Origin of the sequence: Kribbella sp. NPDC026611, from assembly GCF_040638345.1 — a bacterium.
Taxonomy (GTDB): domain Bacteria; phylum Actinomycetota; class Actinomycetes; order Propionibacteriales; family Kribbellaceae; genus Kribbella.
This window is the reverse complement of record NZ_JBEZYC010000012.1, coordinates 40,420-61,124: the sequence shown is the minus strand read 5'-3', so window position 1 is coordinate 61,124 and position 20,705 is coordinate 40,420. Positions and strand designations below refer to the sequence as shown.

Below are 20,705 nucleotides of genomic sequence, written 5' to 3'. Positions count from 1 at the left end.
GCGAGTCCTCCGGGTCGTACCCACGATGACGGAGGAATGAGATGAAGGTCTTGGTGGCAGGTGCGTCCGGCGGACTGGGCCGGTCGCTGGTACCGCAGCTCCTGGCGGCCGGGCACGAGGTGACCGGGATGGTCCGGTCGGAGTCCTCGGCCGCTGGGGTGCGTGCTTTCGGCGCGGACGCCGTACTCGCGGACGGGCTCGACGCGGACGCCGTACGGGCAGCGGTGGAGTCGGCGCGTCCAGAGGTCGTCGTTCATCAGATGACGGCGCTCAAGGGCGGGATCGACTTCAAGCACTTCGACGACAGCTTCGCGATGACGAACCGGCTGCGCACCGAGGGCACGGACAACTTGCTCGCGGCGTCCCAGGCGTACGGCGTACGGCGTTTCGTGGTCCAGTCGTACGCCGGCTGGAACCTGCAGCACGGTGGATCCGCGACGAAGACCGAGGCGGACCCGCTCGACCCGGATCCGGTGCCGGCGATGCGCCAGACGATGGCGGGGATCCGGCACCTGGAGTCCGCGGTACTGGGCGCCTCCGGGATCGAGGGCGTCGCACTGCGGTACGCCAGCTTCTACGGGCCGACCGGCGACATCGGCAAGGGCGGCTCGATGGTCGAGCTGATCCACAAGCGCCGGCTGCCGATCATCGGCGACGGGACCGGCGTGTGGTCGTTCATCCACTACGACGACGCCGCGGACGCGACCGTGAAGGCGATCGAGAGCTCGGTGACCGGCGTGTTCCACGTCGCGGACGATGATCCTGCTCAGGTGGCCGTGTGGTTGCCTGAGTTCGCACGGATCCTCGGCGCGAAGCCGCCGCGGCACGTGCCGGCGTGGATCGGGCGGCTCGCGGTCGGTGATGTGGGGGTGGCGGCGTTCACGGAGATCCGCGGGGCGGACAACTCGTTGGCGAAGGCCACCTTCGGCTGGCAGCCCGGGTACGCGTCGTGGCGGGAAGGTTTCCGTACTGGGCTGTGAGGGGCTTGGTCAGCTGCTGAACCTAACCTAGGTGGGTATGAGCCTGACGCCCGCCGAAGCAGAGGTCCTGTCCCGGATCGACGAGGACCAACTGGTCCGCCTCACCCGGGACCTGATCCAGGCCCCCGGCCAAAACCCGCCCGGCGAGGAAGCCGCCACCGTCCGCGTCCTCGCCGAGGCGGCCCGCTCGCTGGGCCTCACGGTAACCCTCACCCCGGTAGCACCAGGCCGCGAAAACCTCACCATAACCCTTGCCGGCGGCAACAACCCCGGCCTGCTCCTCCTCGGCCACACCGACGTGGTCCCGATCGGCGAAGGCTGGACCGTAGACCCGTATGGTGGACTGCTCCGCGACGACCGCCTCTACGGCCGAGGCGCCTCCGACATGAAGGCAGGCCTAGCCGCCGCCCTAACCACCCTCGCCACCCTACGCACCACCCCCCTATCCGGACCACTCACCCTCGCCGCAGTAATAGACGAAGAAGAAACCGGCAAAGGCATCCGCGCATACCTAGCCGCTCTCCGCCAAACGCCTGTGGACACCACCAGCCCCGCCAACCCTGGACCCGACAGCCTCGAAGCCGACCCCGCCCTCCATCGGACACCCGCGGACATCGCCAGCCCCACCAACCCCGCACTCGACAAACTCGAAGCCCACCCCACCCACCACCAGACACCCGCGGACATCGCCAGCCCCACCAACCCCGCACTCGACAGACTCGAAGCGGACCCCGCCCTCCACCGGACGCCTGTGGATAGCGCCAGCCCCGCCGGCCCCGGACTCGATAGACTTGAAGCGGAAAGGACAGGGGCGAAACCTCACACAAACCCCAGCCCGGTCCCCCAGTACCTCGGCTGCATCACCGCCGAACCGACAGACATGCAAACGATCATCGCGGCGCGGGGTGACTCGTACCTGCGGGTTGAGGTGCACGGCCGGGCGTCTCATGCGGGCAACCCGGACGGCGGTGCGAACGCCATCTACGGCGCCTCCGCAATCATCGCGGAGATCGAGCGGCTGCACGCGGAGCTCGCCACCGCCCCACACCCGTTGCTCGGACCGGCGACCTGGAGCGTCGGACAGATCAACGGCGGCACCGGCGGCTCGATCGTGCCGGCTGAGTGCGTGATCGTGGCCGACCGGCGGTTGCTGCCGGGCGAGTCCCCCGCCGAAGTACTCGCCGAGCTTGGCCGTCGGATCGCCGCACTCCGGCTGGAAGACCGCGGTCTGACTGTCGGCCTCGCGATGCCCATGGAGATGCCTGCATTCGAAACCCCCGCCGACACCGATCTCGTGCGCACCACCGAGGCGGCCCGAGTCGATGCCGGTGGCACCCCTCGCCCCCTCGCCGGATGGACCGCCGCCTGCGACGGCGGCTACATCGCCCGCGACCTCGACGTACCAGTCGTCGTCCTCGGCCCCGGCTCGGTCACCACCCAAGCTCACCGCGCCGACGAGTCCGTCCCCATCGCCGAACTACTCCACGCGGCCCGCACCTACACCCTCACCGCCCTCCGCCTACTGACTTAACCGACCCAGCCCGGCTTCACTAACCGCACCAGCCCGTGCCACTAACCCCGCCAGCCCGGCTGCCCTAACCGCGCCAGCCCGTGCCACTAACACCGCCGGGCCCGGGTGCTCCTTGGTCTCGTGCAGCGGGGGCTGCACGTTGGCTGAGAGGCAAGGCCTTGGACGTGGTGGTTCCGAGCCATTGGAGCTGTCGGCGATCGGACCGTGCGCACCATCTGCGATCCGACTGTGTGCACTGCCTGCGATCGGACCGTGTGCAGCTGCAGACGGTGCGTCTGTGAAGGAGCCTGCTTGACAGGAGCTGCGGTGCGCTGGCTGTGTGGATGGGCTGGACCTGCGACCACTCGGTACTTCGCTCACCTGCGTACGAGCGACACATCCGCGGCGCTCGTCGTCACCGCCATCGTGGCCGCTGCCGTCGTCGTACTTCGTTGGCCGCCTCAGGTGTACCGCTTGTTGTTTGTCCCGGCTGAGGCACGACCCAGGCGAATACGCCGACCAGTTGTCGCCGATTGACGAGCTGATGCAGGTAGGCCGCACATACACGCTCGCTGGTGTCTGGCTGCTTCGCCAGCGGTGGTGGTGCGCGGGCGGCCGAGCTAGCGGCGCGGGCGGGGGCGGCGAGTGTCGAGCATGGGGTGTACCTGGATGCGGCGGCTGGGGCGATGGCGGAGGCTGGTACCTGGTACCTGGTACCTGGTACGTGCCGACGCTGTCTGTGACGCAGTCCGCTCCGGACGAAGGTCCTGACGGCGCGGCCGAGGCGCATCGGGAGTCGGTGCGGTTGGCGATCGAGGCGGGCGTGCAGATCGCGATGGGGAGCGACAATCCGGTACGGCCACACTCGGGGGTGCTGTCGGAGTTGAAGCATCTGGCCGCGGCTGGGCTGGGTGATGCCGGGGCGTTGCGCGCGGCAACGATCGATGCTGCCCGGCTCTTGGGTCTCGATGACGACCGGGGTGAGGTCGCGGTCGGGAAGCGGGCGGATCTGGTGGTGCTGGACGGGACGAGCCTGGACTGCGGTTCGCTCGAGGAGCGGGTCCGGCAGGTGTTTCATGACGGGGTGGCGGTCGGGCGTTGACTCTCACACAGTGTCAGACCGTAGACCGGTCGCATGATGATGACAGCGACGGAAGCGGCGGCGCGGATCCGAGCTGGTGAGGTCACGTCCCGCGAATTGACCGAGGAACTACTCGACCGGATCGCCGCCGACACGACGATCAACGCGGTGGTGGCAACGCGCGCCGAACAGGCGCTCGCAGAAGCAGACGCAGCCGACGCCGCTCTGGCCGCAGCGAACGACGGTACGACGGGGAGCCGTCATGGCCGGGTGGATGCGGCGGGTGTCGGGGGCGGCGGGGACGGGGTCGGCCTTGGGGCCGTGGGGGTTGGGGCGTTGCATGGGGTGCCGGTGACGGTTAAGGAGGCTTTTGATGTGGTGGGGATGGCTACCACTTGGGGGAATCCTGCGTTTCGGCGGTTTGTGGCGGGGAGGGACGCGGCTGTGGTTGAGCGGCTGCGGGCGGCGGGGGCGGTGGTGGTTGGGAAGAGCAATGTGCACGCGATGCTGGCCGACTTCGGGCGGACGGTGAATGAGGTTTATGGGCGGACCAATAACCCGGCGGATGTGACTCGGACGCCCGGTGGCTCCAGCGGGGGTGGCGCTGCGGCGTTGGCGGCAGGACTTAGTTACTTAGAGTATGGAAGTGACCTGGTCGGGTCGATCCGGCTGCCGGCGGCGTACTGCGGCGTGTACGGGCTCAAACCGACGAACGGGCTCGTCGACCTCCGCGGGTTCCAGGTGCCGGGTACGCCGTACCTGCCGAGCGAGCTGCCCAATCTGTCGACGCTCGGGCCGCTGGCCAACTCAGCCGAGGACCTGCGGCTCGCGCTCAACCTCACAGCTGGGCCGGAGGCGCCGTACTCGTGGACGCTCCAGCCGCCGCGGCACCGGCGGCTGGAGGACTTCCGGGTCGGTGTGGTCACGGATCACCCCGCGGCGCGGGTCTCGAGTGAGGTGGGCGATGTGCTGTCCGACACGATCGATCGGCTCGCGCGTCGCGGGGTGAAGTTCGTCGAGGGATGGCCGGAGGGCGTCGATCCAGGTGAGCAGGCGGAGGCGTTCGGGGAGCAGGTCGAGCTGTTCTTCGCGATGCATGGTGACGAGCCGAGCTCACTGACACTCGGGCAACTGACGGACGCCGAGCGACGACGGATGCAGGCGCGTGCCAGGTGGCAGCGATACTTCGAGGACGTTGACGTGTTTCTCTGCCCGACCAGCTTCACGGTCGCATTCCCGCATGACGTGGAGAAGATTGCGACGTCGTACGGCGAGCAGGAGTACAACGCGCAGGTGTTCTGGATCGCCCACGCGTCGCTGACGGGGCACCCGGCGTTGAACATGCCGATCGGGCGGACGGAGGACGGGCTGCCGGTCGGGGCGCAGGTGATCGGGCCGTGGCATGAGGACGATACGGCGATCACGTTCGCGGAGCTGGTTCACTTGGCTTCGTGAGAGGAGACGCGGATGTTCGCGATCGGTGAGTTCGCGCGGCACGGGCGGGTGTCGATCCGGATGCTGCGGCACTACGACGCGCTCGGGCTGCTGCGACCGGCGTACGTCGATCCGTCGACCGGGTACCGCAGTTACACCGCCGCGCAACTCGCCGATCTCAACCGGATCGTGGCGCTGAAGGAGCTCGGGTTCTCGCTCGAGCAGGTCGGCGAGATGATCGCGGACAAGGTCGGTCCGGCCGAGCTCCGGGCGATGCTGACGTTGCGGCGGGCGCAGTTGGAGACCGCTGTTGCCGAGAGCCAGTCGCGGTTGACGCAGGTGGAGTCGCGGTTGCGCGGGCTGGAGTCGGAGCAGTTCGACGTTGTGGTGAAGGAATTGCCGGCGGTGCGGTTGGTCGGGCTGACGGCGACCGCGGGGAGCTTCACGCCGGACGACATCACGCCGGTGGTGCGGCCGTTGTGTGCCGAGCTGGGGCGGCGGTTGGAGGGTGCAGACGTGCGGCCATCGGGCCGGTTGACTTGTTTGTACGCGCGGAACGAACAGGCTGAGGACGAGGTCGTCGTCCGGGCGACGGTCCCGGCCGCGGTCGATGCCGGAAGCAACTTGAACGGTCTCGAGGTGATCGATCTGCCCGCAGTGCAGGCGGCAACGCTGGTTCACCGTGGCGCGATCGACCAGGTCCTGCCCGCCTGGCAAGCCCTGGCGCTGTGGCTGGCCGACAACTCCCACCAGCCGGCCGAACCCGCCCGAGAGCTCTACCTGGACATCCCCGAGAACCCGGACGAATGGGTCACCGAGCTCCAAGAACCACTCGCCTGAACAAATGCGAGCCACAGGACGGAGACGCCAACCGGCGTCCCGTCCGGCATGCGAAGCCCATCACGCCCGCACCATCACGCTGTTCCCGACGCCAGCGCGGCCAGCCCGGCCGTGATGACCGTGATGCCGAACTCGAAGCGTTCGTCGCCGGTGGCGCCCGTGGTCAGGGACGTAGCCAGGGCCATGGTCAGTGGGAAGCGGTCGGCCGGGAGCGACGCGAAGTACGTCCGTAGCTCGGTGATGTATCTCTCCAGGTCATCCTCGCTCCAGCCGGAGGCGCCCTGGATCGTCTCCTCGAACGCGACCGCGGTGACGTAGAGCGGGATCAGGTCAACTGCCCACGCCGCCGCCTGGTCCGGCACGTTTCCGGCCTTGAGCAGGCCGAGGATTCGCTCGGTACTCCGCAGCGCCGCCTCCCCCAGCGGGACCTGCCCGATCGCGGCGCGGGCCACGCCCGGGTTCGCGCGCAGCACCCGGAGCAGCTCGCGCATCGTCTCCTTGAGCTGCTCCTGCCAGCGCGCCGGGTCCGGCTCGTCGCCCAGGTTCATCTGCTCGGCCGCCCGGTCGACCAGCAGCTGGTCGAGCTCGCGCTTGTTCGCGACGTGCGCGTACAGCGATGCCGGTCCGGTGCCGAGCTCCTGGGCGATCTTCCGCATCGAGATCGCGTCGTACCCCTGGTCGACCAGGACCCGCATCGCGGCGTCGACAATCCGGTCCCGGGTGAGCGGCGCCTTCGGCGTCCGCACTGGCTTGGCGGGACTGATTGGCTGCCACGGCGACTGGGTCATGTCACCACTGTAGCGAACGCCGTACTTGACCGGAACACCGTTCGCATGTAGAACAGTGTTCGTCAACGAACACCGTTCGCACACCCCAGGAGCCAACGATGAGCACCTCCACCCCCACCGCACCCGAGTCCACGCCACCGACGATCCCGCCCCAGTCCGACACAGCCGACACAGCCGGTACGCCGTACCGCTGGCGCTGGCTCGTCCTGTTCACGATCCTGATCGCCGAGATCATGGACCTCGTCGACGCCACCGTCGTCAACATCGCCGCCCCGTCGATCCGGAACGAGCTCGGCGGGTCCGAGTCCGCGATGCAGTGGATGCTGGCCGGCTACACGCTCAGCTTCGCGATCGGCCTGATCACCTTCGGCCGGCTCGGCGACCTGGTCGGCCGCCGCCGGCTGTTCCTGATCGGCGCCGCCGGCTTCACCCTCGCCTCGATCGTCTGCGGCCTGGCCACCTCCCCCGAGCTGCTGATCGGCAGCCGGTTCGCGCAGGGGATGCTCGGCGCGGTGATGATCCCGCAGGGCTTCGCGATCATGCGCTCGATCTTCCCCGCGGAGGAGATCGGCAAGGCCTTCTCGCTGTTCGGTCCGGTGATGGGCCTGTCGGCCGTGGGCGGTCCGCTGCTCGCCGGCTTCCTGATCGACGCCGACTGGTTCGGTCAGGGCTGGCGGATGATCTTCTTCATCAACGTCCCGATCGGCCTGGCCGCGGTCGTCGGCGCGCTCCGGTTCATGCCCGAGCTGAAGACCCCCGGTGCGAAGCGGCTCGACGCGCCCGGCGTGTTCCTGATCAGCCTGGCGTCCGCGCTCCTTGTCTACCCGCTCGTCCAGGGCCGCGAGCTCGGCTGGCCGGTCTGGACGATCCTGATGCTGATCGCGGCCCTTCCGGCCTTCGCGCTGTTCGCCTGGCGCGAGCGCCGCTCCGGCAACCCGATCATCGACCCGTCGCTGCTCCGCAACCGCGGGTACGTCGCCGGCCTCGGCGTGATCACTACGTTCTTCCTCGCGATGAGCGGTTTCACCCTCGTGTACAACCTGTTCACGCAGCTCGGACTGCACTACAGCCCGCTGAAGGCCGGCGTCGCGATGGTGCCGTTCGCCCTCGGGATCGCGATCGGCGCGCCGCTGTCCGGCGGGCTGCTCGCCCCCAAGCTCGGCCGCAAGGCGCTGCAGCTCGGCGTCGTCGTGATGGCGCTCGCGATGGGCGGCATCTGGCTGACCCTGAACACGTACGGTGACGCGACCACGGTCTGGAACCTGGTCCCGGCCACCCTGGCCACCGGTATCGGTGCCGGCCTGGTGTTCGCGCCGCTGTTCGACATCATCCTGGCATCGGTCGACGACCAGGCCGCCGGCTCCGCGTCCGGCGTACTGACCGCCATGCAGCAGTACGGCGGCGCGATCGGGGTCGCCGTGATCGGCACGATCTTCTTCCAGCTACTCCCCCGGCACGCCTTCCTCAGCGCCACGAAGACGTCGGTCCTGGTCGCGATCGGGCTGTACGTCGTCAGCCTCGCCGTCACCTTCCTGCTGCCGAAGCGGGCCCGGGAGGAGAGCCTCAGCCACGGCTGACGACGTGACCGCAATCACAGAACGGCGCGTTCAGCGACCAACGACGAGTCCCGCAGTACGGACATGCCGAAGCCCCGGACCACCACGCGTGGTGTCCGGGGCTTCGGGGTGGATCAGTTGAACGAGTCGCCGCAGGCGCAGGAGCCGGTCGCGTTCGGGTTGTCGATCGTGAAGCCCTGCTTCTCGATCGTGTCCACGAAGTCGATCGACGCACCCTTGAGGTACGGCGCGCTCATCCGGTCGGTCACGACGCTGACGCCGCCGAAGTCGGCCACCACGTCGCCGTCGAGCTGACGCTCGTCGAAGAACAGCTGGTACCGCAGCCCGGAGCAACCGCCCGGCTGCACGGCGACCCGCAGCGCGAGGTCGTCGCGGCCTTCCTGGTCGAGCAGCGCCTTCACCTTGGCGGCGGCGCCGTCGGTGAGAAGAACACCCGTGGCGACGGCCTGCTCGGTCTGCGCTTCAGTCATCCCTGACTCCAGTCATCATCTCAAGTGCCACCCTCACCCGGCGGTGGGCACGGAAGTCCCTTAACACCTGGGCCAACAGCTACCGGCCCGCGGTCATTCCCATGGTCGCACACCAATTTCACAGATCAACCATCCCACCGCGGTCCGGTCACTCTCCGGCCGCTGTCGGGTCGCTCTCGGGTCGCTCTCGGGTGGCCGGCTCATCACCGGGCCCAGGTCCGGGCGACACGCTCCGCGACCGTCGCGAGCGAGCCGTGCGGGTCCGCGAACGCCTGTTCCTCGCCGACGATGTCGACCAGCGCGTACGCCGACTCGACGCCCATCGTGCGCATCTCCCGGGAGCCGATCAGGACCTTCCCGGCCAGTACCACGCACGGCCGCATCGCGTCGTTGGCGATCTTCGCCACACCGGCGATCACCTTGCCGTCGCGGGACTGGAAGTCGAACGCCCCCTCGCCGCTGAGCACGAGATCCACCTTCGACGCCTTCTCCTTGAGTCCGGTCAGCTCCGCAACCAGATCGATGCCGGAGACGCGCTCCGCGCCCAACAACAGCAGCGCGTAACCGAGCCCGCCCGCCGCGCCGGCACCCTTCTGGTCGGCGGTCTTACGGTCGGCAAGCTCCGCGAAGTGCGTGAGCCAGCCGTCGACAACGGGTTTGCGGTCGTCCCCGATGCCTTTCTGGGCGCCGAAGATGTTGGTCGCACCCCGGAGCCCGAGCATTGGGTTCTCCACATCACTTGCCGCGACGAACTCGACCCCGGCGACCCGCTCGCGCGCAGGCTCGAGATCAACGGCTTTCAGATCCCGCAGCCCGGTCGCTCCGCCGTCGAGTCGTCCTTCGGTGCCGGTCGCCCCCAGAGCCGCGAGGAGGCCGGCGCCGGCGTCGTTGGTGCCGGAGCCGCCCAGACCCAGGACGACGCGCTTGGCGCCGGCGTCCACTGCGGCGGCGATGAGCTGGCCGACGCCGTACGTCGTACCGTCCTCGGGCCGCCGGTCCTTCGGGTCGACCAGGTGCAGGCCGCACGCCTGCGCGGTCTCGACGTACGCCGTCTCGCCCGCGAGCAGCACGGTGGCCGGCGTGTCCTCGCCGAGCGGGCCGCGGACGGTGACCGACAGCAGCGTGCCGTCGACGACCGCCGAGAGTACGTCGATGAACCCGGGTCCGCCGTCCGCCATCGGTGCGACCAGTACCTCGGCCTGCGGATCTCGCCGCCGCCAGCCTTCCTCGATGGCGGCAGCCGCCTCCACGGCCGTCAACGTCCCCGCGAACTTGTCCGGCGCAATCAGCACTCGCATGCCGCCATCCTCCCCTACCGCCGCGGTTGACCTCGGCGCACGCCGCCAGTTGGATCGTCGGTCATGAAGACGTTCCTGTTCGCGCTGCGCGTGAGCGACCTGGACCGCTCGCTCGCCTTCTACCAGACAGTCGGGTACATCGAGCTCAGCAAGATCCCGCTGGACGGCGGCTCCACCCTGGTCTGGCTCCGGCTCCCCGACGAACCATCGGTGTCGCTCGAACTCGTGCACCGGCCGTCGGACGGCCCGGTGGAGACCGGCGGCTTCCAGCACCTCGCGATCGAGGTCTCGTCGCTCGCGGAGACCCTCGACCGGCTCCGCGACCTACAGCCGGGCGCGGTGGAGCTGCCAGGCGGACCCGACGGGCCGCAGACCTCCTGGCTGACCGACCCGGACGGCTACCGCATCGAACTGGTCGAGTGGCCCGCCGGCGGGCCACCGACGTTCCAGTAACGGACTGGCTGCTAGAAGACCCCGCCGGCGGCGGCCAGGTTCTGGCCGGTCAGCCAGCGCGCGGCGTCGGAGGCCAAGTACGCGACGACAGCGGCGACGTCCTGCGGCGCCCCGACGCGGCCGAGGGCGGACATCGACTCGGCGACTGCCCGGTCGCGGTCGGGGAGCAGGTCTGTGTCGGTGAAGCCTGGTGAGACGACGTTGACCGTGACCCCCCGCGGCCCGAGCTCACGCGACAGCACGCGGCTGAACTGCTCGACGGCACCTTTGCTGCCCAGGTAGAGGGACAGGTCGGTGAACCACATCTGGGTCCCGCCGGTCGAGACCGTGATGATCCGCCCACCGTCGCGGACCCGGCGCGCGGCTTCCTGGAGCGCGAAGAACGTGCCTTTCGCGTTCGTGCCGAAGACGTTGTCGTAGTCCTCCTCAGTGCATTCGGCCAGCGGTTTCATGATCGCCAACGCGGCGTTCGCCACCACGATGTCCAGCGGCCCGAGCTCGTCCTCGGCCTGCGCGAACAGCCCGCGGACCTCGGCGACGTCGCCCAGATCGGCCCGGTACGCAGTCGCCGTACGCCCGTCGGCCGCGAGCTCGGCGACCACCGTCGCGGCGGCTTCCTTGTTGTTCACATAGCTGAACGCGACCGCGGCGCCGGCTGCGGCCAGGTCCTCCACCACCGCGCGGCCGATGCCGCGGGAGCCGCCGATCACGAGCGCGTTCTTGCCGCTGAGGTCGTTGTCCATGGCCTGCCTTCGTCGTCGGTTCCGGACCCTGCCAGATTGCCGGGCCGGGACCGGGTCATCAATCCACGATCGGCGATCGCAGCGAGTAGAGTCACCGATCGATGGAGCCGACGATCGAACTGCGGGAGCTGCGGATCTTCCTGGTCCTGGCCGACGAGCTCCACTTCGGGCGTACCGCCGTACGCCTCGGGCTGACGCAGTCGAGCGTGAGCCAGTCGGTGCGGGCGCTGGAGCGCAAGCTCGGCGGCGAGCTCGCGCACCGGACCAGCCGGCGGGTCACGTTGACGGTGCTCGGCGAGCAGTTGCGCGCTGAGCTGCAGCCGGCGTACACGCACCTGCTCGAGGTGCTCGAGCGGGCGCGCTCGGCGAATGGCGAGCTGGACGGCGTACTACGGCTCGGGATCTACGGCGTCGCCGGTGGCGCACGGTTGCGCTCGATCGTTGCTGCCTTCGAGGAGCGGTACGTCGGCTGCCACGTAGAGATCAGTGACCTGCCGATCGCGAACCCGCTGGAGCCGCTGCGCCGCGGAGAGGTCGAGGTGATCGCGATGCGGCTGCCGCTCGACCAGCCGGATCTCGTGGTCGGACCAGTTCTCACTCGGGAACCGCGGGTGCTGGCGGTGGCCGCGGACCATCCACTCGCCGCCCGGGACCGGGTGTCGATCGAGGACGTCGCCGACTACGCGGTACTGCCGATGAACGCGGAGCCGCGCGAGATGCTCGAGGCGCTGATCCCGCGGCAGACGCCGGGCGGGCGGCCGATCCGGCGGCTGCCGCGGACGGCCGGCAGCGTGTTTCAGGTGAGCGAGTTGATTGCGCGCGGACAGATCGTCCATCCCACCGTTCCTGCCGCGGTCGACGCTCTCGGCTCCCGCGGCATCGTCTACGTCCCGATCGCCGATCTGCCCCACTCGCGGACCGCGCTGGTCTGGCGGCGCCGCAGTACGGCTCCCCGGCTTCGGGAATTCGTGGCCGTCGCCCGCGAGCAGGCCAGACGCTCTTCACACCGCAGGGGTACGGATTTCACACTCTGAGCAGTGACGGGCGCCACGCGATCCCGGCCGTCGCGCGTGGCACGATGTCTGACGTGACGACGATCGCAGACGGCTCGAAGGCCCTTCCGTTGCTGTTCCTGGGCCAGAACACCGACCCGCACTCGGAGCGCGGTGTCGAGTGCCCGGGCGCGCTCCCGCCGGCCTCCGACCCGGACCTGGTCGAGCGGGCGCTGAAGGCGAAGGCCGCGCTCGGCGACCAGGTGTTCGTGCTCGGGCACCACTACCAGCGCGACGAGGTGATCCGGTTCGCGGACGTCACCGGTGACTCGTTCAAGCTGGCGCGGGACGCGGCCAACCGCCCGGACGCGCCGTACATCGTGTTCTGCGGTGTGCACTTCATGGCCGAGTCGGCCGACATTCTCACCAACGAGTCGCAGACGGTGATCCTGCCGGACCTCGCGGCCGGGTGCTCGATGGCGGACATGGCGCGCATCGAGCAGGTCGAGGCGGCCTGGGACGCGCTCGCGGACGCCGGGGTCGCGGAGGCGACGGTGCCGGTCACGTACATGAACTCGAGCGCCGACATCAAGGCGTTCTGCGGGCGCAACGGTGGCGTCGTGTGTACGTCGAGCAACGCCGAGACCGCGCTCAACTGGGCGTTCGAGCAGGGCTCCAAGGTGCTCTTCCTCCCGGATCAGCACCTCGGGCGGAACACCGCCGTACTGCAGCTGGGTCTGTCGCTGGAGGAATGCGTCGTCTACGACCCGCACAAGCCGGGCGGCGGACTGACGGCTGAGCAGCTGGCCGCCGCGAAGATGATCCTCTGGCGCGGGCACTGCTCGGTCCACGGGCGCTTCACCCCCGAGTCCGTCGACGACGTCCGCTCCCGCGTCCCCGGAGTCAACGTCATCGTCCATCCCGAGTGCCGCCACGAGGTCGTCACCAAGGCGGATCTGGTCGGCTCGACGGAGTACATCATCCAGACCCTGGACGCGGCGGCCCCCGGCACGTCCTGGGCGGTCGGCACCGAGCTGAACCTGGTCCAGCGCCTCGCCAAGCAGCATACCGACAAGAACATCGTCTTCCTCGACAAGACGGTCTGCTACTGCGCCACCATGAACCGCATCGACCTCCCCCACTTCGTCTGGACCCTCGAAAACCTGGTAGCCGGCCACGTAGTCAACCCCATCAAGGTCGACCCCGACACCGAGAAATACGCCAAACTAGCCCTAGACCGCATGCTCGCCCTCCCCGGCAAACCGCCAGGGATTGAAGCCCCCGCGTGCTACGCAGTCGCCATCTCGTCGCTCCGCACCCCGGCCCCGCGCCGCACCTCGCCCGACCTCGACGCGCTCCAACCACCCGCCCAGGCCACCTTCGAGGGGATATCCCTTTCAGTTGAGGGTTCTCCGCCGGTGTGCGAGGGGAGAACCCACAAATCGAGGGGATATCCCCTCGAAGCTGCTCAGCGGCGAGGGTCTCCAGCGAGGCCCGGGGTGAGGGGGTCAGGCTGCTCGGTGGGTGCGGGGGCGGGCGAGGGCTTGGCGGATGGTTGTTGCGAGTTGAGCGGGGCGGTCCAGGTCCGACCAGTCGGTCCGGACGACCGCGAGGCCCAGCGCGCGGAGCCGATCCTCGCGGCGCTTCTCGCGGATCAAGATCTCCGGCGACCCACCGCCGTACTTCAGTGCACCGTCGAACTCCAGTACCAGGTCGTACTCCGCGAAGTAGAAGTCGACCCGCCCGATCAGCCCGGCGCGGTCCCGGAACTCAGCCTGCAACTCTGGCGCCGGCAAGTCCTGCTCATGCAGGAGCACCCGCAGTCGTGACTCCCCCACTGACTCGGCACGCCCATCGCCGAAACGCACGGCCGCACGTGCCGCCGGACTGCCCGGCCAGTTCTCGATCAGGTCAAGCAACCGGTCCAACTCACCCGCTGCCAGACCCGCCGCACGCAGTACGGCGTCTACCGTCACGACGGCGATCTCGAAGGACGTCGTACAGGCGGTCTCCACGACGGCTCGCCCCATTCTGGTCACCCACCGGCCGGCGGCCACCGTCACATCATCCCCGGTGAGCTGTCCGACGTGATGCCGAACGCCGGCGATCAGACCGCCGGACTGCCCGTCGAGGCGAGTGACGTGTACGTGGGCAAGATCCTGGCCCCAAATCGGCAAGCCGTGCAGCACCAGCGCCGACTGGTGGCTCGCGGCAACAGAACCCGTCCGCAGCGAATTCATCGCCGCATGAAGCTTGCGGAGATGCTGCCAAGCGGCACGTTCCCAGGGCGGCAGCGTGCTGGGTTCCGCGTTCTCGGCGTACTGCCCGCGCCGGATCCTGATCCACCTGCCGTCCCGCAACGAGCGCACGATCTCGTCGTGCGAGCAGCCGCTCGCCAGGGCCTGGCTGCGACTGAACACTCCGCCCTGCCGCGTCGCAATCTCCCTGAGCCGTCCCCGCATCCCCCAAGCATCCACCAATCGCATGCCCCAAACCCCGCCCCAGCCCCAATCTGTGGACAACTCCGTCCGAGGGGTTATCCCCGCGATTTGAGCCTTCTCCCCTCGTGTACCAGGGGTGAACCCTCAACTCGCGGGGTTATCCCCTCGTGCGGGCAGGGGGCGGGACGGGGCGGCTGGGGCGGGGTGCGCCGGGCCGGGGGCGGTGCGGTGGTTCGGCTAGTGGGAGACGCGGGCGGGGGTGTACCACTGGGCTAGTAGGTCGGGGAGGCGGTCGGGGCCCCAGCGGTCTACTGGGGTTATGCGGGTTTTTAGGGTGGCGAGCGCTTTGGCGAGGTTGCCTACTACGTCGCCCTGGTAGGGGACTGTGACGCCTTCGGTGGGGCCGACGATGACTGCGGGGCCGCCTCGGTTGACGCAGACTACTGGGCAGCCGGAGGCCAGGGCTTCGGTGACGGCCCAGCCGGCTGCCTCGCGGAACGCGGGGGCCAGGAGGGCGTCGGCGCGGAACATGGCGGCCAGGACGTCTTCGCGGGGCAGTTGGCCCATGAACTCGACGCGGTCGCGGACGCCCAGCTGCCAGGCGAGGCTTTCGGCGCGGCCCCAGTCGGGGCCGTCGCCGATGATGCGGAGCTCCCAGTTGGCGGCTTCGGGCCGGGCCAGGGCGCTGATCGCGAGCAGGACACCCTTCCACGGGATCAGGCGGCCGACGAACAACGCGGTTTTGATGCCGGGGGCACCGAAAGGTTCGTACGGGCCGGACGCGGTGAAGCGGCGGATGGCAACGTTGGGCTGGACCACGATCTCGCGCGCGTACGGGCGGAACGCCTCGGCGACATCGTTGTTCTGGGCAACCATCAGGTCGGCCACCGCGGCCATCCGGCGCCCGGTGAGCCGACGGCGCAGGCCGGTGTAAGCACGCCGTACCAACTCCGCCGCCACACCGCGCGCGCCGAGCCAGTGCGCCAGCGACAGCGGCGCGGACGTCGACCCGCCGACCGGACCCCAGATCACCTTGGCCGACGACGGTTCCACCACCCCGGCGCCCATCCAGTCCACGGCGAAGGTCAAGTGATGGATCACATCAAACGACTGCTCCGCGTGCAGCTCCCGCGCGGTACGCCGCGCCAAGCCCTGCCACAACGGGTAGTACCAGTAGACGTCGGCCGGCCGTCGCCGCAACCGCAGCAACCACCGCGGCAACTCCAGCGGTACGACGGTCAGCCCAGGCACCGGCCGAAGCGCGAGCTCCGCATAGATCTCGCCCACGAACTTCCGGCGGGTCAGCAACCACACGTCGTGGTCGCGCGCAGCGGCCTTCGCCCACGCCCAGCCCGCGCCGGGCTCGGAGCCGCCCTGAGGCCGGCAGGCGTACGCGCTGAGCAGTACCTTCGGCCGGCCCGGCATCAGTTCATCCCCTCCAGCAGCCTGCGCAGATCGGTGCTCGAGGTGGAGGCGGTGTACGGGAAGTAGTGGACCTGTGCGCCGACCTCACCCAGCAGCCTTTCCAGTCTCATTCCCTTTTCCGTCCCCTTCCAGTCGTCACCCTTGAAGAGAACGTCGTACCGCAGTTGTTTCCACATCTCGAACTTGTCGCTGGACCAGTCGCTGACCACCTCGTCGACCAGGTCGAGCGCTCGAATGACGTCCATCCGCTCCTGGTGCGGGACGACCGGCGGCCGGCCCTTGATCCGGGCCACCACGTCGTCCTCGACCACGCCGGCGATCAGGTGGTCACAGTGCTCGCGGGCGCGGCGCAGGATGTTCAGGTGCCCGATGTGGAACATGTCGTACACCCCGGGCGCGTAGCCGACGGTCCCCATCAGGCCCGCACCCCCAGCGCGGCCATCTCGCGGTACCACTTCGCCACCGCGGCCAGCAGGAAGAGCAGGTTGAGCGCGAGCAGCGCGCCGTACAGCACGACGAACAGCGACGGGGTGCCGAAGGCAAGGAAAACCAGGCAGAGCACGCCGTAGTCGGTCGGTGCGATCAGCAACGACTTCAGCACCGAGTCGCCCCGCTCGTTGGTCTTGCCAACGCCGTGCCGCCGGCGCAGCTGGTCGATCAGGATCAGGCCGAAGAACAGCACCGACGACATACACACGTAGGCGAGCGGGATCAGCAGCACCAGCTCGTTGCTGAAGGCATCGAATCGGTAGAACGAGATCAGCACCGCGCTGTGCAGCAGCACGATCTTCACCGCGTCGATCATGTGGTCGAGCCACTCCCCGAGCGGCGACCCGCCGCCACGCAACCGGGCCAGCTGCCCGTCCGCGGAGTCCAGCCCGTACCCGAGCACCAGCAGCACGGTCACGCCAAGCGCCAGCGCGAAGGACGGCCGCACACACGCCACCAGCACGATCCCGGCCAGCGAGCAGAACCCGGACGCCAGGCTCACCTGGTTCGGCGTCCGCCGCCCGAGAAACGCGGCCGCGGCGAACACCCGCCCGATCCGCCGATTGACGAACCGCGAGTACGCCGGCGTCCCCGCCGACGGCTTCTGCGCCTGCGACAGCTGCGCGACCGTCGCGCGCAGGGAGCTCATGCGACGGAGGTGCGTGACTGGCGCTGGTCGATCGCGGCACGCAGGATCTGGCTGCGTGATCCACGGCCGGCGGGGAGGGTGGTGACCAGCCCGGCCGGGAAACCGTCGAGCTCGTCCACACCCAGCACGCCGTCCGTGCCACTGGCAGCGAACACGGTCTGTACCCCCAGTACGCCGGTCAGCCACTCGGACCGTACGTCGTCCACCACAACCACGTCGTCCACGCACCGCAGGTGCTGAACGATCTGCGCCCGCTCGAGCAAGGGCACGAACGGCCGCGCACCCCACGCCTCGAACGCCCACTCGTCGGTCAGGACGGCAACCACCAGCCGGTCACAACCGCGGCGGGCCCGCTCCAGCACGTCGAGATGCCCGACGTGGAACAGGTCGAAGACCCCGGCCACACAACCGGTTACATCGGGCAACCTGCCATCCCCCAACACGAGTTCCTGCGATCCTTCGTCCGTGCCGCGGCCCCCGGCGGACACCGCCACCTGCACCGCCACGTTCCGCGCGACTTTATACCCGGGCTGCACGACCCGCCCAGAGTCCTCGCCGGGGCCGGCCGCTGTCGGCGTGCCGGGCGATCGCATCGGTGTAGATCCTCTCCGTGGCCAGGACGTCACGCTCCGGGGTGAAGCGGTCCAGGTAGACCTGGCGGGCTCGTTCGCCGAAGGCTATCGAAGTCTCCGGATCGGCGACCAACCCGATCGCCTTCCGCAGCCCTTCCGGGTCGCCCGGCTCGGTCAGGGCCCCGGTCTCGCCGTCGTCGACCAGCTCCGCGAGCGCCCCGAGCCGCGAGGTGACCACCGGAACCCCTTGCGCGAACGCCTCGACCACCACGAGACCGAACGTCTCATACGAACGCGCCGGTACGACGGCGACGCGCGCGGACCGCAGTACATCCATGCCGGCCGCCCACGGTAGTTGACCAAGCACCTGAACAGACAGGTCTTTCCGGGCCCGCTCCTCGGCCGCGGCCCGCAGAGAACCGTCGCCGACGACGACCAGCTTCCCCAGCGACGAGTCCCACGCCTGCAGGAGATCCGCGAACCCCTTGTCCTCCTCCAGCCGCCCCAGGAACACCACCGCATCCCCGGCTCCGCTTCGCACCGCAGCGGGATGCGGTACGGCGTGCGGCTTCACCACGAACCGGTCCGGGTCGAAGCCGGCCGCGACGTACCGCTCCTGGACGAACCCGGACGGTACGACGAACGTGTCGACGTACCGCTGCCAGGTGTGGAGGCTGTTGTGGATCCCGATGCTCGTCGCCAGCGGCAACGTCTGCACCCGGGACTCGCGGTAGCAGCCGTGCTGGACAGCGGCGATCGGCAGTCTGCCGATGCAGGACTCGCACGGCCGCCCGTCGCGCTGCAGCACGGCGTTGGCACAGAGCAGCCGGAAGTTGTGCAGCGTCGCCACCACGGGCAGGTCCAGCTTGTACGCGGCGCGCAGTACCGAGGGGCTGAACAGCGGAAAAGTGTTGTGCACATGCACCACATCGGGCCGCTGCGCTTGCAATAGCTGTGTTAAATCGCGTTCCGCCGAAAATGACCAAACGGAGCGGAACGGTAACAGAGCGCGATCTTTTCGGCCCATCTCGGCGATGTCGTCGCTGTTTCTGGCGTACAGGTCGACTTCATGTCCGGAGTTACCCAGCAAATCAACCGTTTGTGCGACAACGGTGTTCTCGCCACTGGGTTGACCGCTCCGGTAACGGTTGTGCAACATGGCGACCCGCATGGCACTACCTTAAGTCTCGCGGTGGCTACACCTGGTTTCCCGCTCCCAGGAGAGTGCATTGAGGAAGTTGTGGTTCGCAGCCCTTATCGCTGCGGCAGTGGCAGTCGTTACCGTCGCGGTTCCGGTGATCGCCCAGGAGAACAACGCGACAAATGCCGTGAAGTCACGCGCCGCGGCCGACCGGACCACCGCGCACGTCCTGCCGTCGCACCGTGCCGGCAAGACACCCACGCCGTCCCAGACCAACGGGACCGCGAAGCCGAAGGCGACCACGAGCACCGCGCCGTCGTCTAAGCCGAGCACTCAGCACTCCACCAAGAAGCCGTCGACCACGCCGACGACGACCGAGCCCAAGCTTCCGTCCGTGCCGACCGTCGACTCCGACACGGTCGGGCCCGCCGTCGCCGGGCCCTGCAGCGGTGTGACCATCGAGCCCGGTGACAACGCCCAGTCGATCGTGAACTCCAAGCCCGCCGGTACGACGTTCTGCTTCGCGGCCGGCCTGCACCGGATCAGCCAGACCATCCGCCCGAAGGCGAACCAGGTCCTCGCGAGCTCGCAGCGCGCCGTACTGACCGGGTCGGTCCCGCTGACCGGCTGGACGAAGTCCGGTTCGGCGTGGGTGGTGCGCGGCGCACTGCCGGCGGCGTACGGCAAGAGTGGCGAGTGCGAGGACAACCAGGCGAACATCTGCTACCTCCGCGAGCAGCTCTTCCTCGACGGCTCCCACCTGACGCGGGTCGCGGGCGTCTCCGCGGTCCGGGCCGGCACCTTCTACGCCGACTACGGCGCCGACGTGATCTACCTCGGTAGCAACCCGGCCGGGCACCAGGTCGAGATGTCCAAGACCGCGACCGCGATCGAGTCCAACGCGACGGGTGTCGTGGTGCGCGGCCTGACCATCGAGCACTTCGCCAGCGCGCCGCAGGCCGGTGCACTGGTCTCCGGCCCCGGCTGGAAGGTGACCGCGAACGACGTCCGCTGGAACCACGCGGTCGGCGTGATGCTGGTCAAGGCGAACAACGCCAAGATCGACAAGAACCTGATCCAGTCCAACGGGCAGCTCGGCCTCGGCCAGTACAGCTCCGCCGCGGCGGCGGTGACGCACAACGTGATCACCGCGAACAACACCGACGGCTTCTGGATCGCCGACTGGGAGTCCGGCGGGATCAAGTCCACCCGGTCCTCCGGCACGGTCAGCGGCAACGTGATCAAGTCCAACAAGGGCATCGGGATGTGGGCCGACGTGGCCGACGACGGCCGGGTGATCACCGGCAACCAGATCGTCTCCAACGCCGCCGACGGAATCCGGTTCGAGATCAGCCGGAACGGGACGATCTCGGGCAACACGGTGACCGGCAACGGCTTCGGCACCGGGCGTGGCTCGGGTACGTCGCTGTGGGACGGCGGCGGGATCAACATCAACACCTCGACCGGCGTGACCGTGAAGGGGAACAAGATCTCGGGCAACGTCAACGGCGTCACGATCCAGTCGCGGACCCGTGGCAGCGGCCCGTGGGGCATGTACCTGCTGCGCGACATCGCGGTCACCGGGAACACGATCGAGATGACCGGCGGGACGCAGGCGACCGGCATGGTGCAGAACGCGGGCGCCGCGGTACCGGCCGGGGAGGTCGTGTTCAGCGGCAACAAGTACCTGCTGGACGCGCTCAGCGCGCAGCGGTTCGCGAAGTTCGGCACCAAGCTGACCGCGGCCGGCTGGCGGGATGCCGGGCTCGATGCCATCGGCACCTTCCTCGCGAACTGACGATCGAACCGAACTGAAGCTTTT

Annotated in this window: 19 protein-coding genes and 1 pseudogene; 10 read left to right on the top strand and 10 right to left on the bottom strand. The window is 69.0% G+C overall.

Annotated features, from left to right (window positions below; all coding sequences use genetic code 11):
- Nucleotides 1-41: 41 nt before the first annotated feature.
- From AB0E69_RS36310 to AB0E69_RS36290, 5 genes are all read left to right on the top strand, one after another.
- The gene (locus tag AB0E69_RS36310; protein ID WP_360157129.1) at nt 42-980 is read left to right on the top strand and encodes an NAD(P)-dependent oxidoreductase; all 939 of its coding nucleotides are present in this window, start codon (nt 42-44) and stop codon (nt 978-980) included.
- A gap of 37 nt (nt 981-1,017) precedes the next feature.
- The gene (locus AB0E69_RS36305) at nt 1,018-2,511 is read left to right on the top strand and encodes a M20/M25/M40 family metallo-hydrolase (protein WP_360157126.1); all 1,494 of its coding nucleotides are present in this window, start codon (nt 1,018-1,020) and stop codon (nt 2,509-2,511) included.
- A 703-nt stretch (nt 2,512-3,214) separates the two neighbouring features.
- Nucleotides 3,215-3,592 carry an amidohydrolase family protein gene (locus AB0E69_RS36300; RefSeq protein ID WP_360157123.1) on the top strand — a complete coding sequence of 126 codons (378 nt, stop codon included), beginning with the start codon at nt 3,215-3,217 and terminating at the stop codon, nt 3,590-3,592.
- Nucleotides 3,593-3,625: 33 nt separating this feature from the next.
- The gene (locus tag AB0E69_RS36295) at nt 3,626-5,026 is read left to right on the top strand and encodes an amidase family protein (RefSeq protein ID WP_360157120.1); all 1,401 of its coding nucleotides are present in this window, start codon (nt 3,626-3,628) and stop codon (nt 5,024-5,026) included.
- Between the two features lie 12 nt (nt 5,027-5,038).
- Nucleotides 5,039-5,845, top strand: coding sequence for a MerR family transcriptional regulator (locus AB0E69_RS36290; RefSeq protein ID WP_360157117.1), 807 nt, complete (start codon nt 5,039-5,041; stop codon nt 5,843-5,845).
- A gap of 74 nt (nt 5,846-5,919) precedes the next feature.
- Here the strand turns inward: AB0E69_RS36290 and AB0E69_RS36285 are convergent, their stop codons facing one another.
- Nucleotides 5,920-6,633, bottom strand: coding sequence for a TetR/AcrR family transcriptional regulator (locus AB0E69_RS36285; protein ID WP_360157114.1), 714 nt, complete (start codon nt 6,631-6,633; stop codon nt 5,920-5,922).
- A gap of 98 nt (nt 6,634-6,731) precedes the next feature.
- Here AB0E69_RS36285 and AB0E69_RS36280 point away from each other — a divergent pair, with 98 nt between their 5' ends.
- Nucleotides 6,732-8,210: an MFS transporter gene (locus tag AB0E69_RS36280; protein ID WP_360157111.1), complete on the top strand. Its 1,479-nt coding sequence runs from the start codon at nt 6,732-6,734 to the stop codon at nt 8,208-8,210.
- A gap of 113 nt (nt 8,211-8,323) precedes the next feature.
- Here AB0E69_RS36280 and AB0E69_RS36275 read toward each other — a convergent pair whose 3' ends face one another.
- Both AB0E69_RS36275 and AB0E69_RS36270 read right to left on the bottom strand, forming a co-directional pair.
- Nucleotides 8,324-8,680: an iron-sulfur cluster assembly accessory protein gene (locus AB0E69_RS36275; protein ID WP_130446795.1), complete on the bottom strand. Its 357-nt coding sequence runs from the start codon at nt 8,678-8,680 to the stop codon at nt 8,324-8,326.
- 203 nt (nt 8,681-8,883) lie between these two features.
- Nucleotides 8,884-9,978: a glycerate kinase gene (locus AB0E69_RS36270; protein WP_360157108.1), complete on the bottom strand. Its 1,095-nt coding sequence runs from the start codon at nt 9,976-9,978 to the stop codon at nt 8,884-8,886.
- A gap of 63 nt (nt 9,979-10,041) precedes the next feature.
- Between AB0E69_RS36270 and AB0E69_RS36265 the strand changes: the two genes are divergently transcribed.
- A complete protein-coding gene (locus AB0E69_RS36265; RefSeq protein WP_360157105.1) occupies nt 10,042-10,431 on the top strand; it encodes a VOC family protein in 390 nt (129 codons plus the stop codon).
- A gap of 11 nt (nt 10,432-10,442) precedes the next feature.
- Here the strand turns inward: AB0E69_RS36265 and AB0E69_RS36260 are convergent, their stop codons facing one another.
- On the bottom strand, nt 10,443-11,174 hold the full coding sequence (locus tag AB0E69_RS36260; RefSeq protein ID WP_360157102.1) for an SDR family oxidoreductase: 732 nt from the start codon (nt 11,172-11,174) through the stop codon (nt 10,443-10,445).
- Between the two features lie 101 nt (nt 11,175-11,275).
- Between AB0E69_RS36260 and AB0E69_RS36255 the strand changes: the two genes are divergently transcribed.
- A complete protein-coding gene (locus AB0E69_RS36255; RefSeq protein WP_360157099.1) occupies nt 11,276-12,208 on the top strand; it encodes a LysR family transcriptional regulator in 933 nt (310 codons plus the stop codon).
- A gap of 53 nt (nt 12,209-12,261) precedes the next feature.
- Nucleotides 12,262-13,995 carry a quinolinate synthase NadA gene (gene nadA / locus AB0E69_RS36250; RefSeq protein WP_360157096.1) on the top strand — a complete coding sequence of 578 codons (1,734 nt, stop codon included), beginning with the start codon at nt 12,262-12,264 and terminating at the stop codon, nt 13,993-13,995.
- Nucleotides 13,996-14,493: 498 nt separating this feature from the next.
- Here nadA and AB0E69_RS36245 read toward each other — a convergent pair.
- From AB0E69_RS36245 to AB0E69_RS36220, 6 genes and pseudogenes are all read right to left on the bottom strand, one after another.
- Nucleotides 14,494-14,628 (bottom strand): annotated as a pseudogene (locus tag AB0E69_RS36245) (type IV toxin-antitoxin system AbiEi family antitoxin domain-containing protein); the annotation flags it as partial.
- 216 nt (nt 14,629-14,844) lie between these two features.
- Nucleotides 14,845-16,032, bottom strand: a complete 1,188-nt coding sequence (locus tag AB0E69_RS36240; RefSeq protein WP_360157093.1) for a glycosyltransferase — start codon at nt 16,030-16,032, stop codon at nt 14,845-14,847.
- A complete protein-coding gene (locus AB0E69_RS36235) occupies nt 16,032-16,448 on the bottom strand; it encodes an adenylyltransferase/cytidyltransferase family protein (protein WP_360157090.1) in 417 nt (138 codons plus the stop codon). Before AB0E69_RS36235 ends, AB0E69_RS36240 begins: the two co-directional genes overlap by 1 nt.
- Nucleotides 16,448-17,170, bottom strand: coding sequence for a CDP-alcohol phosphatidyltransferase family protein (locus tag AB0E69_RS36230; RefSeq protein ID WP_360157087.1), 723 nt, complete (start codon nt 17,168-17,170; stop codon nt 16,448-16,450). Before AB0E69_RS36230 ends, AB0E69_RS36235 begins: the two co-directional genes overlap by 1 nt.
- A complete protein-coding gene (locus AB0E69_RS36225) occupies nt 17,167-17,595 on the bottom strand; it encodes an adenylyltransferase/cytidyltransferase family protein (protein ID WP_360157084.1) in 429 nt (142 codons plus the stop codon). Before AB0E69_RS36225 ends, AB0E69_RS36230 begins: the two co-directional genes overlap by 4 nt.
- Before the next feature lie 94 nt (nt 17,596-17,689).
- A complete protein-coding gene (locus AB0E69_RS36220) occupies nt 17,690-18,901 on the bottom strand; it encodes a glycosyltransferase (RefSeq protein WP_360157669.1) in 1,212 nt (403 codons plus the stop codon).
- 109 nt (nt 18,902-19,010) lie between these two features.
- On the opposite strand from AB0E69_RS36220, the gene AB0E69_RS36215 reads away from it, so the two are divergent.
- Nucleotides 19,011-20,681, top strand: coding sequence for a right-handed parallel beta-helix repeat-containing protein (locus tag AB0E69_RS36215; RefSeq protein WP_360157081.1), 1,671 nt, complete (start codon nt 19,011-19,013; stop codon nt 20,679-20,681).
- Nucleotides 20,682-20,705 lie beyond the last annotated feature (24 nt).

Excerpts from the sequence above, each read along its gene's own strand:
- AB0E69_RS36270 (WP_360157108.1), bottom strand. The coding sequence starts at position 9,978 with ATGCGAGTGCTGATTGCGCCGGACAAGTTCGCGGGGACGTTGACGGCC.
- AB0E69_RS36220 (WP_360157669.1), bottom strand. The coding sequence starts at position 18,901 with ATGTTGCACAACCGTTACCGGAGCGGTCAACCCAGTGGCGAGAACACC.
- AB0E69_RS36275 (WP_130446795.1), bottom strand. The coding sequence starts at position 8,680 with ATGACTGAAGCGCAGACCGAGCAGGCCGTCGCCACGGGTGTTCTTCTC.
- AB0E69_RS36310 (WP_360157129.1), top strand. The coding sequence starts at position 42 with ATGAAGGTCTTGGTGGCAGGTGCGTCCGGCGGACTGGGCCGGTCGCTG.
- AB0E69_RS36240 (WP_360157093.1), bottom strand. The coding sequence starts at position 16,032 with ATGCCGGGCCGGCCGAAGGTACTGCTCAGCGCGTACGCCTGCCGGCCT.
- AB0E69_RS36255 (WP_360157099.1), top strand. The coding sequence starts at position 11,276 with ATGGAGCCGACGATCGAACTGCGGGAGCTGCGGATCTTCCTGGTCCTG.
- AB0E69_RS36230 (WP_360157087.1), bottom strand. The coding sequence starts at position 17,170 with ATGAGCTCCCTGCGCGCGACGGTCGCGCAGCTGTCGCAGGCGCAGAAG.
- AB0E69_RS36235 (WP_360157090.1), bottom strand. The coding sequence starts at position 16,448 with ATGGGGACCGTCGGCTACGCGCCCGGGGTGTACGACATGTTCCACATC.
- AB0E69_RS36295 (WP_360157120.1), top strand. The coding sequence starts at position 3,626 with ATGATGATGACAGCGACGGAAGCGGCGGCGCGGATCCGAGCTGGTGAG.
- AB0E69_RS36285 (WP_360157114.1), bottom strand. The coding sequence starts at position 6,633 with ATGACCCAGTCGCCGTGGCAGCCAATCAGTCCCGCCAAGCCAGTGCGG.
- AB0E69_RS36305 (WP_360157126.1), top strand. The coding sequence starts at position 1,018 with ATGAGCCTGACGCCCGCCGAAGCAGAGGTCCTGTCCCGGATCGACGAG.
- AB0E69_RS36290 (WP_360157117.1), top strand. The coding sequence starts at position 5,039 with ATGTTCGCGATCGGTGAGTTCGCGCGGCACGGGCGGGTGTCGATCCGG.
- AB0E69_RS36265 (WP_360157105.1), top strand. The coding sequence starts at position 10,042 with ATGAAGACGTTCCTGTTCGCGCTGCGCGTGAGCGACCTGGACCGCTCG.
- AB0E69_RS36260 (WP_360157102.1), bottom strand. The coding sequence starts at position 11,174 with ATGGACAACGACCTCAGCGGCAAGAACGCGCTCGTGATCGGCGGCTCC.
- AB0E69_RS36280 (WP_360157111.1), top strand. The coding sequence starts at position 6,732 with ATGAGCACCTCCACCCCCACCGCACCCGAGTCCACGCCACCGACGATC.